Origin of the sequence: Clostridium pasteurianum, assembly GCF_001705235.1 — a bacterium.
GTDB lineage: Bacteria > Bacillota > Clostridia > Clostridiales > Clostridiaceae > Clostridium_S > Clostridium_S pasteurianum_A.
Genome location: NZ_MCGV01000001.1, coordinates 2,833,435 through 2,848,010 on the forward strand (window position 1 = coordinate 2,833,435; position 14,576 = coordinate 2,848,010).

General features: G+C 33.2%; 14 protein-coding genes and 1 other annotated feature. All 14 genes read left to right on the forward strand.

Going from position 1 to position 14,576, the window contains the following annotated elements; translation table 11 throughout:
• Window positions 1-20: 20 nt before the first annotated feature.
• The 14 genes from BEE63_RS12630 (at window position 21) to trpA (ending at window position 14,536) form a co-directional block, all read left to right on the forward strand.
• Complete coding sequence (locus BEE63_RS12630; RefSeq protein WP_066021723.1) at window positions 21-983, forward strand: C-terminal binding protein; 963 nt, start codon at window positions 21-23, stop codon at window positions 981-983.
• A gap of 44 nt (window positions 984-1,027) precedes the next feature.
• On the forward strand, window positions 1,028-2,038 hold the full coding sequence (locus BEE63_RS12635) for an ABC transporter substrate-binding protein (protein ID WP_066021724.1): 1,011 nt from the start codon (window positions 1,028-1,030) through the stop codon (window positions 2,036-2,038).
• Window positions 2,039-2,141: 103 nt separating this feature from the next.
• On the forward strand, window positions 2,142-4,154 hold the full coding sequence (locus tag BEE63_RS12640) for a urocanate hydratase (RefSeq protein ID WP_066021725.1): 2,013 nt from the start codon (window positions 2,142-2,144) through the stop codon (window positions 4,152-4,154).
• A gap of 15 nt (window positions 4,155-4,169) precedes the next feature.
• Window positions 4,170-5,420, forward strand: a complete 1,251-nt coding sequence (gene hutI / locus BEE63_RS12645) for an imidazolonepropionase (RefSeq protein ID WP_066021726.1) — start codon at window positions 4,170-4,172, stop codon at window positions 5,418-5,420.
• Between the two features lie 3 nt (window positions 5,421-5,423).
• Window positions 5,424-6,251: an ABC transporter permease gene (locus tag BEE63_RS12650; RefSeq protein ID WP_066021727.1), complete on the forward strand. Its 828-nt coding sequence runs from the start codon at window positions 5,424-5,426 to the stop codon at window positions 6,249-6,251.
• A gap of 49 nt (window positions 6,252-6,300) precedes the next feature.
• A complete protein-coding gene (locus BEE63_RS12655) occupies window positions 6,301-7,098 on the forward strand; it encodes an ABC transporter ATP-binding protein (RefSeq protein ID WP_066021728.1) in 798 nt (265 codons plus the stop codon).
• A gap of 13 nt (window positions 7,099-7,111) precedes the next feature.
• Window positions 7,112-7,732, forward strand: coding sequence for a HutD family protein (locus BEE63_RS12660; protein WP_066021729.1), 621 nt, complete (start codon window positions 7,112-7,114; stop codon window positions 7,730-7,732).
• Window positions 7,733-7,794: 62 nt separating this feature from the next.
• Window positions 7,795-8,050, forward strand: a binding site (T-box leader).
• Window positions 8,051-8,163: 113 nt separating this feature from the next.
• Entirely contained in the window at window positions 8,164-9,591 is a 1,428-nt protein-coding gene (gene trpE / locus BEE63_RS12665) for an anthranilate synthase component I (RefSeq protein WP_066021730.1), read from the forward strand.
• Window positions 9,592-10,179, forward strand: a complete 588-nt coding sequence (locus BEE63_RS12670) for an anthranilate synthase component II (protein ID WP_066021731.1) — start codon at window positions 9,592-9,594, stop codon at window positions 10,177-10,179.
• A complete protein-coding gene (trpD, locus tag BEE63_RS12675; protein WP_066021732.1) occupies window positions 10,160-11,155 on the forward strand; it encodes an anthranilate phosphoribosyltransferase in 996 nt (331 codons plus the stop codon). Before BEE63_RS12670 ends, trpD begins: the two co-directional genes overlap by 20 nt.
• A gap of 14 nt (window positions 11,156-11,169) precedes the next feature.
• Window positions 11,170-11,955, forward strand: a complete 786-nt coding sequence (gene trpC / locus BEE63_RS12680; RefSeq protein WP_066021733.1) for an indole-3-glycerol phosphate synthase TrpC — start codon at window positions 11,170-11,172, stop codon at window positions 11,953-11,955.
• 1 nt (window position 11,956) lies between these two features.
• Entirely contained in the window at window positions 11,957-12,574 is a 618-nt protein-coding gene (locus BEE63_RS12685; protein ID WP_066021734.1) for a phosphoribosylanthranilate isomerase, read from the forward strand.
• Complete coding sequence (trpB, locus tag BEE63_RS12690; RefSeq protein WP_066021735.1) at window positions 12,571-13,755, forward strand: tryptophan synthase subunit beta; 1,185 nt, start codon at window positions 12,571-12,573, stop codon at window positions 13,753-13,755. Before BEE63_RS12685 ends, trpB begins: the two co-directional genes overlap by 4 nt.
• Window positions 13,745-14,536: a tryptophan synthase subunit alpha gene (gene trpA / locus BEE63_RS12695; protein WP_066021736.1), complete on the forward strand. Its 792-nt coding sequence runs from the start codon at window positions 13,745-13,747 to the stop codon at window positions 14,534-14,536. The genes trpB and trpA overlap by 11 nt, the downstream gene beginning before the upstream one ends.
• Window positions 14,537-14,576 lie beyond the last annotated feature (40 nt).

The following is a 14,576-nucleotide window of genomic DNA, read 5'->3' on the forward strand; positions in this document are numbered from 1 at the left end:
ATAAAGGTTGTGATGAAATTTTGAAACCGCTTATATGGATTATAGATGAAGAGTGGTCTGATTATATTATTGAAGAAAAGATACTCAAAGAAAATTTTCCAGATTGTATAATAAAACATTCAGGTAATGATTATGAAAAAGATTTAGAAGAGTTTGGCAAGGATGCAGATGCTATATTGTGTCAGGTGTATGTAGATATTCCAGAGAAAACAATAAAAAAGTTAAACAATTGTAAAATTATAGCCGTATATGGCGGTGGATATGATAGGGTGGACATTAAAGCAGCGAAGGAAAAGAGTATAAAGGTTACTTTTGTTCCAGGATATTGTGTGGAGGATGTATCAGACTATGTAATATCAGCCGTATATTTTCTGAATAAGAACTTGGATTTTTATATTAAAAACGCTAATAAGGGTCCTTGGGGAGCACAAGCAGCTGGAAGGCTTAATAAAAGAATAAGATCGTCTACCATTTTGATAATAGGGTTTGGGAGAATTGGAAGAACAATAGCTAAGAAGGCAAGGGCTGTGGAAATGAATGTTATTGTATATGACCCTTATGTTGATGATGAAGTTATTAGAAGCTACAAAGCCAAGAAAGTAGAATGGGAATCCGGATTAAAAAGTGCAGATTATGTTACTGTGAATACTAAATTTACTGAAAAAATAATATCATTAATATCTATGAAAGAGTTTAAAATCATGAAAAATACAGCTTATATAATAAATACTTCAAGGGGAAGGGTAATAAATGAGAAGGATATGATAGAAGCTGCCCAAAAAGGTGAAATATCAGGAGCTGTTTTAGATGTTATTTCAAATGAACCGCCTAAAGGTGATGAGGAAATATTTAAATGCAAAAATATATTTGTAACACCACATACATCTTATTTATCAATAGAATCTTTTGATGAGCTTAAAAGAAGAGCTTCAACCAACGTTGTGAAAATATTAAAAGGTGAACCAACTAGTGATTTTGTATAAACTTTCTAAAATATAATTTCTACAAATTTAAAGGGGGAAAAATAATGAAAAAGTTAGTCACTCTGATTCTAAGCATAACTATGGCAAGTTCAATCCTATTTACAGGATGTGCAGGTTCAAAATCAAAAACAAGTTCCACAGCAGCAAACACTTTTAAAGGACAAGTAAAAATAGGTGTTTCTTCATGGATAGGCTTTGCACCACTATTTGTCGCAGAGCAAAAGGGATTTTTTAAGAAGGAAGGAGTTAATGTAAAGCTTGAGATGATTCAAAGTGCAACAGATAGAAGAACAGCACTTGCAGCAAATAAAATTCAAGGCTTTACTTCTACTGTAGATACACATGTAATGACAGCTGCAGCAAATGTACCAGTAACGCAGATAGTTGCACTTGATACTTCCTATGGTGGAGATGGAATAGTTGCAAAGAAGGAAATTAAAAGTCTTAAAGATCTTAAGGGAAAAAGAGTTGCTATTGATACAGCAGGTGGAGCTAGCTATTTTTGGTTCCAATATTTACTTGATAAGCAAGGTATGAAATTAAGTGATGTTCAGGCAGTTAATATGAGTGCTGGTGATGCGGGAGCTGCATTTGTAGGTGGAAAGGTAGATGCTGCAGTAACTTGGCAGCCATGGCTTACAAAAGCTGAGCAAACAAGCTTTGGACATGTACTCATTTCAAGTAAAGAAACTCCAGGTTTAATAGTTGATTCACTTGCAATGCGTCAGGATTTTGTTAAGAACAATCCCAAATTAAATAAAGCTATAGTTAAGGCATGGTATGATGCTTTAGATTATGCAGAGAAAAATCCAGATGATGCAAATGCTATAATGGCAAAAAGCATGGGACAAACTACTGATGATTTTAAACAACAATTGCCAGATGTTAAGTTCTATGGCAAAGCAGATAATGTTAAGTACTTTGGGACAAGTTCAAAACATGGTCTTATATGGGATGTTACTGAAAAGGCTTCTTCATTTTGGTTAAAGTGTAAGTTAATGGATCAAAAGCCTGATGCTAAGAAGTTAATAGACGGAAGTTTTGTAAATCAATAAAATTAAATCATTCTATGTATGGGATTTCTATATTAAAGAGCAGGTTATAAAAATAGAAATCCTGTACATGGTTATAAAGAAATATAGTGGAGGTAAATGAAAAATGGATTTCAATAAGAAAGTATCAGAATGTATGACTATAGCATTAGATGATGAACTTCCTGAAATGCCTGAGTTTGTGAAAGACATAAGAAGGGCACCGGATAGAGGATATACGTTAAACAAAAGTCAAACTGAAATTGCACTTAAAAATGCACTTAGATATATTAATCCTAAATATCATGAAAAGTTGATACCTGAATTTTTAAATGAATTGAAAACTAGAGGCAGGATATATGGATACAGGTTTAGACCTTCTGGGAGGATATATGGAAAGCCTATAGATGAATACAAAGGTAAATGCACAGAAGGTAAGGCATTTCAAGTTATGATAGACAATAATCTTGATTTTGAAGTTGGTTTGTACCCATATGAACTTGTTACGTACGGCGAAACAGGAAGTGTATGTCAGAATTGGATGCAGTATAGACTTATAAAAAAATATCTTCAGGTTATGGAGAAAGATCAAACTTTAGTAATTGAATCAGGACATCCACTAGGATTATTTAGAACGAGAGAAAATGCACCTAGGGTTATGATAACCAATGCACTTATGGTTGGAATGTTTGATAATCTTGATGACTGGGAAGTTGCAGAGCAAATGGGAGTTGCAAATTATGGCCAAATGACAGCTGGAGGGTGGATGTATATAGGACCACAGGGTATAGTACATGGAACTTACAATACACTTTTAAATGCAGGAAGAATGAAACTTGGGATTCCTAATGATGGAGATTTGAGAGGACATTTATTTATAACCTCAGGACTTGGGGGAATGAGTGGTGCTCAGCCCAAAGCTGTTGAGATAGCAAATGGAGTTGGAATAATTGCAGAGGTAGATGAATCAAGAATAAAAACAAGATTAGATCAAGGCTGGGTAAGTATGTCATCTTCTAATTTAGATGAAATATTTAAAGTAGTAAAGGAACACTTAGAAAATAAAACAACTATATCAATTGCATATTATGGAAATATAGTTGATTTGCTTGAATATGTAGTTAAAAATCATATAAAAGTTGATTTAATGTCAGATCAAACTTCGTGTCATGCTGTTTATGATGGAGGATATTGTCCACATGGTATTACATTTGAGGAAAGAACAGAACTTTTAAGCAAAGATAGGGAAAAATTTAAAGAGCTTGTAGATAAGAGCTTGAGACATCATTACCAATTAATAAAATCTTGCACAGCTAACGGTACTTATTTTTTTGACTATGGTAATTCTTTCTTAAAAGCAGTATATGATGCAGGGGTAAGCGAAATATCTAAAAATGGAGTAGATGATAAAGATGGATTTGTGCTTCCGTCTTATGTAGAAGATATTATGGGGCCGCAGTTATTTGACTATGGATATGGACCATTTAGATGGGTATGTTTAAGTGGAAAAGATGAAGATTTAATAAAAACTGATAAGGCTGCAATGTTCTGCATAGATCCAAATAGAAGATATCAAGATAGAGATAACTATAACTGGATAAAGGATGCTGAGAAAAATAAATTAGTTGTAGGAACTAAGGCTAGAATACTTTATCAAGATGCTGAAGGTAGAAAAAATATAGCTTTAAAATTTAATGAAATGGTTAGAAATGGCGAAATAGGACCAGTTATGATAGGAAGAGATCACCACGATGTAAGTGGAACTGATTCACCGTTTAGGGAAACAGCAAATATAAAAGATGGAAGTAATGTAATGGCTGATATGGCAGTGCAATGCTATGTAGGAAATGCAGCGAGAGGAATGAGCCTTGTAGCACTTCATAATGGTGGTGGAGTTGGAATAGGAAAATCTATAAATGGAGGATTTGGACTTGTTCTTGATGGAAGTAAAAGAATAGACGAAATAATAAAATGTGCAATTCTTTGGGATGTTATTGGAGGCGTTGCGAGAAGAAGTTGGGCTAGAAATGAACATTCTATAGAAACAGCAGCAGAATTTAATTTGAAATATAATGGAGAGAATCATTTAACTTTACCTTATTTAGTTGATGAAAAACTTATGGACGAATTCCTTAAATAGAGAGTGGTGTGCATTATGGGAAAAGTGATTATTTTAAATTCAAGTGAGATTGCAACTCCAATTGGGAATGGTGCTAAATTTGCTAGTGAGATGAAAGATTTAAAGATAATTAAAAATGGAGCAGTTGTTATAGAAAATGGAACAATTGTAGATGTAGATACAACTTATAATATTCTCCACAAGTATAATGTAAGTGAATTTAAAATTATTGATGCTCATAATAAGTGTATCATCCCGGGATTTGTAGATTCTCATACACATTTTGTTTTTGGAGGATATAGACCAGAGGAATTTTTTATGAGGCTTGAAGGAAAAGCCTATATGGATATAATGCGTGCTGGAGGAGGAATAGAAAATACTGTAGCCCAAACTAGAGCAAGTTCTTTTGATGAATTATATGAATTGGGAATTGAAAGATTGAATTCTACGCTGCATTATGGTGTAACGACAGTTGAAGGTAAAAGCGGGTATGGTTTAGACTTTGAAACTGAAATAAAACAACTTAAAGTTATGAAGAAGTTAAATGAAAATCATAATGTAGATGTTGTTCCAACGTTTTTGGGAGCTCATGCAGTGCCTAAAGAATTTAAAGAAAAGAATAGTACGTATATAGATTTTATGATAGAAAAAGTGCTTCCTGAAATTAAGGATAAAAAGCTTGCGGAATTTTGTGATGTGTTTTGTGAAGATGATGTAATATCTATTGAGCTGTCAGAGAAATTGTTATTAAAAGCACAGGAAATGGGTTTAAAATCTAAAATTCATGCAGATGAAATTGTAAGTCTTGGTGGAGCAGAACTAGCGGGAAAAATAAAAGCTATTTCTGCGGACCATCTTTTAAATGCTTCAGAAGAGGGGATAAGAGCTTTGGCTCACAATAAAGTAGTTGCAACCCTTCTTCCGGGAACTGCATTTTGCCTTAATAAACCATATGCAAATGCAAGGAAGATGATAGATACAGGATGTGCTGTGGCATTAGCAAGTGATTTTAATCCTGGAAGCTGTTTTACAAATTCGGTACCACTTATATTTTCATTAGCATGTATTCATATGAACATGTCTCCAGAAGAAGCACTTACAGCCTTTACTTTAAATGGAGCAGCAGCTTTGGATAGAGCAAAGACTATAGGAAGCATTGAAAAGGGAAAATTAGCGGATATTTTAATACTTAAGTATCCTACATATAAATATCTTGCATATAATACATCGGTTAACATAGTAGACAGTGTAATTAAAAAAGGAAAATTAGTATATTTTGGAGGATAAATTATGGAAAATAAAGATAAGACTTTAGAAGTAGTTACTGTTGGTACTAGAATAAAGAACGCATTTATTCCAAGAGCAAATATAAAACATACTACATATACGGTTTTAGGTGTATTAGGATTTTTGGTGGTTTTAGCGGTATGGTCGATTTTTACGTATGGAGGAATAGTAGATGCTATGTTTTTACCAACACCTACTGAAACTCTTAAATCAGCAGTTGCTTTATTTACTCAGCTGCATTTTATTAATGATATTGGAATTACAATATTTAGGGTGTTAGTTGGATTTATTATTGCAGCAATTATTGCAGTTCCACTTGGAATACTTCTTGGAACATATAAGCCTTTTGAAGCATTTATAGAGCCATTGATGTCATTTGTAAGATATCTTCCAGCTTCTGCATTTATTCCTCTATTTATTTTGTGGATAGGATTAAGCGAAGTAGAGAAGATAGCAGTAATTTTTATGGGAAGTTTTCCTCAATTAATCCTTATGGTTGCAGTCAATACTAAAAGTGTTTCAAATGATTTAATAGATGTTTCATATACACTTGGAACTTCAAAAGCAGCAGTACTTTGGAGGGTAATATTACCTTCTTGCTTTCCTTCAATAATGAGTTCACTTAGGATGATACTTGGATGGGCATGGACATATGTAATTGTTGCAGAATTAGTTGGAGCTTCTTCTGGAATAGGTTACATGATAATACAATCGCAAAGAATGCTTTCTACATCTAAAATATTTGTTGGAATTTTAACTATAGGATTAATAGGACTGATTTTTGATTATTGCTTTAAATTACTGCACCGAATACTTTTCCCGTGGGATTAATGAGAATATGTAACTTAATTCTTAAAAAGGGATAATAGGAGTGAGAAATATGAATGAAAATAAACAAGATTTAGTAATTTCAAATATATCAAAAGCATTTAATAGTGGTGCAGGCACAGTACAAGCACTAGATAATATAAATTTACATGTAAAACCAAAAGAGTTTGTTTCAATTCTTGGGGCTTCTGGATGTGGTAAATCTACCCTTCTTAGAATTATAGGTGGATTAGAAAAGCCAACTACAGGTTCTGTAATATTAGATGGGAAAAGGATAACAGGACCAGGTCCTGATAGGGGAATGGTTTTTCAAGCATATACTCTATTTCCATGGCTTACAGTTCAAGAGAATGTGGAATTTGGATTAAGGGAAAAAAGAGTACCTAAACATGAACGCAGTGAAAAAGCAAAAAAATATGTTGAAATAGTAGGACTTAAAGGATTTGAAGACTTATATCCTAAGATGCTTTCTGGTGGTATGAAGCAGAGAGTAGCAATTGCTAGAGCATTAGCTAATGACCCTGAAATTATACTTTTGGATGAACCATTTGGTGCGCTTGATATGCAAACAAGAAGTTTAATGCAGGAACTTTTATTAAATATATGGCAGCAGTCACAAAAGACAATTGTACTTGTTACACATGACATAGATGAAGCTATTTTTATGTCAGACAGAGTTGTTGTTATGAAATCAAGACCTGGTTCTATAAAAGAAATAATAGATATAGATCTTCCGAGACCTAGAAGCTATCATGTTAAAACTTCTGAGAAATTTGCTAAGTATAAAAATCGTGCTATGGATTTAATAAGAGAAGAAAGTATGAAGAGCATGAATGGATTAAAAAATTAAAAGAAGTGATTATATGAAATATGATGTTGAAGTAATAAAGAAGGATAATTATAAAGTATCTAAATGGTCTGGGGGAAAAACTATTGAATTATATATATATCCTAGACAATCAGAATATGCCAATAGAAATTTCATGTGGAGGATAAGTGCAGCAGAGGTGGAAGCTAATGAATCAACCTTTACAAATCTTACTGGATTCTCAAGACAACTAATGTTAACTAGCGGAGAGACTATTTTAGAACATGAAGGAAAATATAAGGTAACTTTGAAGCCTTTTCAGAAAGACAGCTTTATGGGTGATTGGATAACTAAAAGTTATGGGAGAGCTTCAGATTTTAATTTAATGACATCGGCAAAATGTTCAGGAGATATACATTCATTTTGTATTGATAGTTGTGATAAAGTAAATATTGAATTAAGCAGTCATAAAAATGATTTTTCGAAAGTTATGGAATATTTTTATATTTTAGGAGGAAACGTAGAAATAATTCTTGAAGAAAACAAATTTAAATTAGATGAAAAAGATTTATTTTGCATAGGTTATAAAATGGATGAAGGAAATAATGAATTAACTATAATAAACACAGGGAATAATGAGATAAGATTAATTAGAACTGTAGTTTTTATGAATTGACAGAAAATTTTGTATTGACATTAAATATACAGTATTATATAATAAATATACAATTTAGTTGATATAAGCCTGTGAATAGAAGTAGTAGCTGTGAGAAATTAGTTAAAGCGAGTCGGGTTAGTGTGAGCCGATACTGGAGCTTATAGTGAATGGATCTATGAGGCGATGCTGTGAAAAGTTATCAAGTAGCGGCATTCGGAGAGTCTACCGTTAAAAGGACAGGGTATCGAAATTATACATTTCCGTACTTATAAAGATAATCTGTTATTACTTAATTAGATTAAAATGGGTGGCACCACGGACCACTTCGTCCCATACAAAGGAACGAAGTGGTTTTTTTGTGCCATTTTTTATAAAAACTGAATTTTTAGAAAAAACAATATAATTTAAATAGTAAAAATATTATGAATACGTGTTAAGGAGTGTGTGTTATGTATAATATTTCAGAGCAGGAGTTCAATGACAAAAGAAAACTTAAAAAACCTTTTCAAGTAACGTATGAAGAAAACGGCGATGAAATTACGCCAATATCTATATTTTATAATATATGCGGTGAAAAGAAATTTTTGCTTGAAAGCAACGTATTGAAAGATGTTAAAGGAAAATATTCTTTTATTGGACGAAATCCATATGCCGTTGTAAAAGGATTTAAAGGTTATACAACAATTGAAAAGGATGGTTCTAGTGAAGAAGTAAAGGAGAAATTTTTATCAGTTGCAAAAAAGTTTACTCTGAAAGGCAAAATAGAAGAAAGTGAGTATCCTTTTTCAGGTGGCGGCATGGGATATGTAGGTTATGACATAATAAAGCAGTATGAAAAGATATCAGATGAAAACAGAGATGATTTAAAAGTGCCAGATGCTGTAGTTATGTTTTACAAAACTGTAATCTGCTATGACCACATGAGAAATAACATTGTTTATATTTATAATGTATTTCCTGAAGATGAAATATCTTATGAAGAAGTTAAAACAGAGCTTGAAAGTTTAAGTGATATTGCGAGAAGTAATAGGGTTATGCACAAGCTTCCAGAAAGGCATGTACCATCCAAGATAACTTCAAATTTTACGAAGTCTGAATTTTGCGAAATGGTTGAAAAAGCACAAAAATATATAGTAAAGGGTGACATATTTCAGATGGTTCCTTCACAAAGATTTACTATGGACATTAAGGATACTCCCTTTAATGTGTATAGGAGACTTAGAACTAAAAATCCTTCACCATATCTTTTTTATATAGATTTTGGCGATTTTCAAATAACAGGCTCTTCACCTGAAAGTCTAGTAAGTGTATTTGGAAATGTAGTAGCAACAAATCCAATAGCAGGGACAAGACCAAGAGGAAAAGATAAGGAAGAGGATATTAGGCTTAAAAATGAACTTATAAATGATGAAAAAGAGATAGCAGAACATTCAATGCTTCTCGATCTTGCTAGAAATGATATAGGAAAGATAAGTGAATTTGGAACAGTTAATGTGGATAAGTTTATGGAAGTTGAATTTTATTCACATGTTATGCACATAGTGTCGAAGGTATCAGGAAAGTTAAAGAGAGAATATGATTGTTTTGAAGCTTTAAAATCATGTTTACCAGCTGGAACTGTATCAGGAGCTCCTAAAATAAGGGCAATGGAGATTATAGATGAACTTGAAAATACGAAAAGAGGATGTTATGCAGGTGCAGTTGGATATTTTTCTTATGATGGGAACATGGACACATGTATTGCTATAAGAACCCTTGTAATAAAAGATGGTAAGGCTCACGCACAGGCTGGAGGAGGAGTTGTTTATGATTCTGTTCCAGAAAATGAGTACGAAGAGAGCATGAATAAGTCTGAGATTTTAAAGGAAGTGATTTAAATGATTCTTATAATAGATAATTATGATTCTTTTACCTACAATTTATATCAATATGTAGGGGAAATATATAGTAATGTAAAAGTTATTAGGAATGATGCTGTATCTATTAATGATATAAGAGAGATGAAGCCTGAAGGAATAATAATTTCTCCTGGACCAGGAACACCTAAGGATGCTGGAATTTCTGTAGAGGTAGTAAAAAAGCTAGGTAGTTCAATACCAATCTTAGGAATTTGCATGGGACATCAATCTATAGCTGAAGCTTTTGGCGGCAAAATAATTGGTGCTCCTAAAATAATGCACGGTAAAACTTCTGTAATAAAGCACGATGGTAAGGACATTTTTCAGGGTGTAAAAAATCCACTTAAAGTTATGAGGTATCATTCACTTATTGCAGAGAGAGAAAGTTTACCTGAGGAGCTTTGTGTCTCAGCAGAAACTGATGATGGAATAATTATGGCAGTAAAACATAAAAGATACAGAATATTTGGAATTCAATTTCATCCGGAATCTTATTTTACGGAAGATGGAAGAAAAATAATTAAAAACTTTTTAGGGGGAGTTTGTAATGTTAAAGGAATCAATTAAGAAGGTTACTCAATTTAAGAACTTAACGGCAGGGGAAGCTTATGCCTCAATGAATGAAATAATGGATGGTGAAGCAAGTCAAATTGAAATGGCAGCATTTTTAACAGCCTTAAGAATGAAAGGTGAGGTTGTAGAAGAAATACTTGGCTGCGCTAAATCCATGAAGGAACATGCACTTAAGGTAGATGTTAAAGACTTATATGCTATAGATACCTGCGGTACAGGAGGTGACGGCGGTAAAACCTTTAATGTGTCAACTTGTTCAAGCATAATTGCAGCAGCTGGAGGTGTGAAAATAGCTAAACACGGGAATAGAGCTGGTTCAAGTAAAAGTGGCAGTGCAGATGTGTTAAGTGAGCTTGGAATAAATATAAATCTTAAACCTGAGGAGGTTGAAAAAGGGATTAAGGAAAAGGGAATGGCTTTTATATTTGCACAGGTTTATCACAAGGCAATGAAAAATGTAGCACCTGTGAGAAAGGCACTTGGTTTTAAGACCATATTTAATATCTTGGGACCACTTACTAATCCATGCAATATAAGAGGACAGGTTCTTGGTATATTTGATCAAAAATTAACACATCCAATAGCTGAAGTACTTTTGAATTTTGGAAGAGAACGTGCCATGGTATTGACTGGTTCTGATGGCTTGGACGAGATTACAACTACAGGGAACACTTTTATTAGTGAAATTAAAGATGGAAAGATAGAAGATTATGTAATTAGACCTGAGGATTTTGGCATGGAACGCTCTAAGATTGAGGATGTAAATGGTGGAACTCCAGCAGAAAATGCAAAAATTATATTGTCAATCTTAAAAGGCGAAAAAGGACCTAAAAGAGATATTGTTGTTTTAAATGCTGCTGCGGTTCTTTATGTTGGAAAAGCCTGCGACAGTTTAAAAGACGGCGTAAAGTTAGCAGGGGGACTTATAGATAGCGGTAAAGCCTTTAAGAAATATGAAGAACTTAAGTAAAGGGAGTGTGTAATTTGATACTTGATGAAATTGTTGCAGCTAAAAAGCTTCAGCTAGTAGAAGATAAAAAAGTACTTAGTTTAGATGATATAAAAGCTAAATTAGATGTTTGCAAATATGAGAAAAGAAATTTTAAGGATGCACTTAAAAAAGAAAAAATATCAATAATATCTGAAATAAAAAAGGCATCTCCATCTAAGGGAATAATAAGGGAGGATTTTGATCCTGAAAAGATAGGAGAAATTTATGAAAAAATAGATATAGATGCAATATCTATTCTCACTGAAAAAAAATATTTCCTGGGAAAAAACGAGTATATTGAAAAAGTAAAAAGTATAACGTCGAAACCTATATTAAGAAAGGATTTTGTAGTAGATGAATATCAGCTTTATGAAGCTAAACTCATAGGAGCTGATGCAGTTTTACTTATAGCTGCAGTTTTAAAGGATAAGTTAAAGTATTTTTATGATAAGACTTTAGAGCTTGGGATTGATTCAATAACTGAAGTCCATAATGAAGAAGAGGCATGTAATGCTGCCGAAGCCGGGTGTGCTGTTATCGGCATTAATAATAGGGATTTAAGAGACTTTTCAACAAATCTAAAAACTACAGAAAGGCTTATGAAGTATGTTCCTAAGGATAGAACAATTGTATCAGAAAGTGCGATAAAGACTACGGAGGATATTTTGTATCTGAGATCAATTGGAGTAGATGCTGTTTTAATTGGTGAAACTTTTATGAGGAATATAGATAACTTGGAATTCGTACATGAATTTTTAGAAAAAGCAAAGAGTGAGTAATATGGTCAAGATTAAGATATGCGGAATAAGAAGGGAAGAGGATGTTGAATTTATAAATAAATATAAACCTGATTATATGGGCTTTGTTTTTGCCAAAAGTAAACGTCAGGTTGATGCAAATACTGCTATGGAACTTGGAAAAAAAATTGATCCCAAAATCAAAAAAGTTGGTGTTTTTGTAAATGAAGGCGTGGAAATAGTGAAGAAAATTGCAGTATGTGCAAGTCTTGATATTATTCAACTTCATGGTGATGAGGATGAAGATTATATAAAGAAATTAGATGGATTTACTATATGGAAGGCTGTAAATATAGGCTCAGAAGAAGATATAAGTAAATTCAAGAATTATAGTGCAGCTGGATTTTTAGTAGATAGTTTTGATGGTTCAAATAGAGGAGGAACCGGAAAAACATTTAATTGGAATTTTTTAAAAACAATGAAAAATAAAATTTCGAAGCCGATTATTGCGGCTGGGGGCTTAAATATAGATAATGTAGAAAAATGTATAAAAGTGCTTAGTCCTTTTGGTGTGGATGTTTCCAGTGGGGTAGAAACTGATGGCTTTAAGGACGAAGAAAAAATAAAAAATTTTATAATGAGAGTGAGGAATTTTAAATGAATGGAAGGTTTGGAATATATGGAGGACAGTATGTTCCTGAAACACTAATGAATGCAGTAAATGATCTTGAAGTTGAATTTAATAAAGCTATAAATGATGAAGCGTTTATGAAGGAATATAAATACTATCTTGAAAAATATGTTGGAAGAGAGACACCTTTATATTTTGCTGAAAATATGACAAAAGATCTTGGAGGAGCAAAAGTATATTTAAAAAGAGAAGATTTGAACCATACTGGTTCTCACAAGTTAAATAATGCTTTAGGTCAAGTACTTTTGGCAAAGAGAATGGGTAAAAAGAGAGTTATAGCTGAAACAGGAGCAGGACAACATGGAGTTGCAACAGCTACAGCAGCAGCTTTATTTGGACTTAAATGTGAAGTATTTATGGGAGCTGAAGATGTAAAAAGACAGGCACTTAACGTATTTAGAATGAAAATTTTAGGTGCAAAGGTTACTTCAGTTACATCGGGGACAAACACGCTCAAAGATGCCATAAATGCAGCTATGAGAGATTGGGTTACAAACATAGATGACACTTATTATGTAATAGGCTCAGTAATGGGACCACATCCATATCCAACAATAGTTAAAGATTTTCAAAGAGTAATAGGGGATGAAGTGAAAAAGCAGTCCATGGAGGCAATTGGTAAACTTCCCGATTATATAGTTGCATGTGTAGGTGGTGGAAGCAATTCTATGGGAATATTTTATCCTTTTATAAAGGACGAAGGGGTTAAGCTCATAGGTGTAGAAGCAGCTGGATTAGGTATTGACACTCCAATGCATGCAGCGACTATTACAAAGGGAAGCGTTGGTATAATACATGGAATGATGACTTATGTACTTCAGGATGAAGATGGACAGATAACTCCAGCATATTCTGTATCAGCAGGCCTAGATTATCCAGGAGTTGGTCCGCAGCATTCATATCTACACGATATTAATAGAGCAAGGTATGAATCTGTGACAGATAAAGAAGCTGTAGATGCTTTCTTGTATTTATCTGAAAAAGAAGGAATAATTCCTGCACTTGAAAGTTCACATGCAGTAGCTTATGCGATGAAATTAGCTCCTACGTTATCTAAGGATGAGGTTCTTGTTATAAACCTTTCTGGAAGAGGAGATAAGGATGTAAATACTGTAATGAAAATATTGGAGGAGAGAGAAAATGGCAAATAGGATTGATTTGAAGTTTAAAGAGTTAAAAGATAAAAATAAAAAAGCTTTGATACCATTTGTTACGAGTGGGTATCCTGATACAGAAACTACAAAAGAAATTATAATTGCAATGGAGAAAAGTGGGGCAGATTTAGTTGAGCTTGGAATTCCATATTCAGATCCAGTAGCCGATGGACCAGTTATACAGATAGCCTCTGCTAAAGCTCTTAAGAATGGACTTAAGATAAGAAATATAATGAAAATGGCAAAGGAACTGCGAGGAGAAGTAAAAATACCTTTAGTATATATGGGGTACTTTGGATGTGTATTTAATTACGGAGTAGAGAGGTTCATAAAGGATTCTAAAGAGTCTGGTATAGATGGCATGATAATTCCGGATTTACCACTGGAGGAAAGATCCAAAGTAACTGAAATAGCAGACAAGTATGAATTTTATATAATACCCCTTGTAGCACCTACATCTGAGGATAGGATAAGTAAAATAGTTAAGGGTACTAAGGGCTTCATATACTGTGTTTCAACTAATGGTGTTACCGGAGTTAGAAATGCTATATCAACTGATATAAAAGCTTATACAGATGTTGTAGCTAAAGCATCAAGTACACCAAAATGCATAGGGTTTGGTATATCAGGGTCTGAAATGGCAGAGAAGATGAAACCATACTGCGATGGTGTAATTATAGGAAGTGCTGTAATGAAAATAATAGAAGAGGACATACCAAAAGAGAAAATGTTAAGTAAGGTAGAAAGTTTTATTTCTAAAGTTAACGAAGTGCTATGAAAATAATATTATTTTGGGAACATTAAATAAAACTGATAAG

Coding starts and splice junctions, on each gene's coding strand:
- BEE63_RS12635 (WP_066021724.1), top strand. CDS start 1,028: ATGAAAAAGTTAGTCACTCTGATTCTAAGCATAACTATGGCAAGTTCA.
- BEE63_RS12640 (WP_066021725.1), top strand. CDS start 2,142: ATGGATTTCAATAAGAAAGTATCAGAATGTATGACTATAGCATTAGAT.
- hutI (WP_066021726.1), top strand. CDS start 4,170: ATGGGAAAAGTGATTATTTTAAATTCAAGTGAGATTGCAACTCCAATT.
- BEE63_RS12650 (WP_066021727.1), top strand. CDS start 5,424: ATGGAAAATAAAGATAAGACTTTAGAAGTAGTTACTGTTGGTACTAGA.
- BEE63_RS12655 (WP_066021728.1), top strand. CDS start 6,301: ATGAATGAAAATAAACAAGATTTAGTAATTTCAAATATATCAAAAGCA.
- BEE63_RS12660 (WP_066021729.1), top strand. CDS start 7,112: ATGAAATATGATGTTGAAGTAATAAAGAAGGATAATTATAAAGTATCT.
- trpE (WP_066021730.1), top strand. CDS start 8,164: ATGTATAATATTTCAGAGCAGGAGTTCAATGACAAAAGAAAACTTAAA.
- BEE63_RS12670 (WP_066021731.1), top strand. CDS start 9,592: ATGATTCTTATAATAGATAATTATGATTCTTTTACCTACAATTTATAT.
- trpD (WP_066021732.1), top strand. CDS start 10,160: ATGTTAAAGGAATCAATTAAGAAGGTTACTCAATTTAAGAACTTAACG.
- BEE63_RS12685 (WP_066021734.1), top strand. CDS start 11,957: ATGGTCAAGATTAAGATATGCGGAATAAGAAGGGAAGAGGATGTTGAA.
- trpB (WP_066021735.1), top strand. CDS start 12,571: ATGAATGGAAGGTTTGGAATATATGGAGGACAGTATGTTCCTGAAACA.
- trpA (WP_066021736.1), top strand. CDS start 13,745: ATGGCAAATAGGATTGATTTGAAGTTTAAAGAGTTAAAAGATAAAAAT.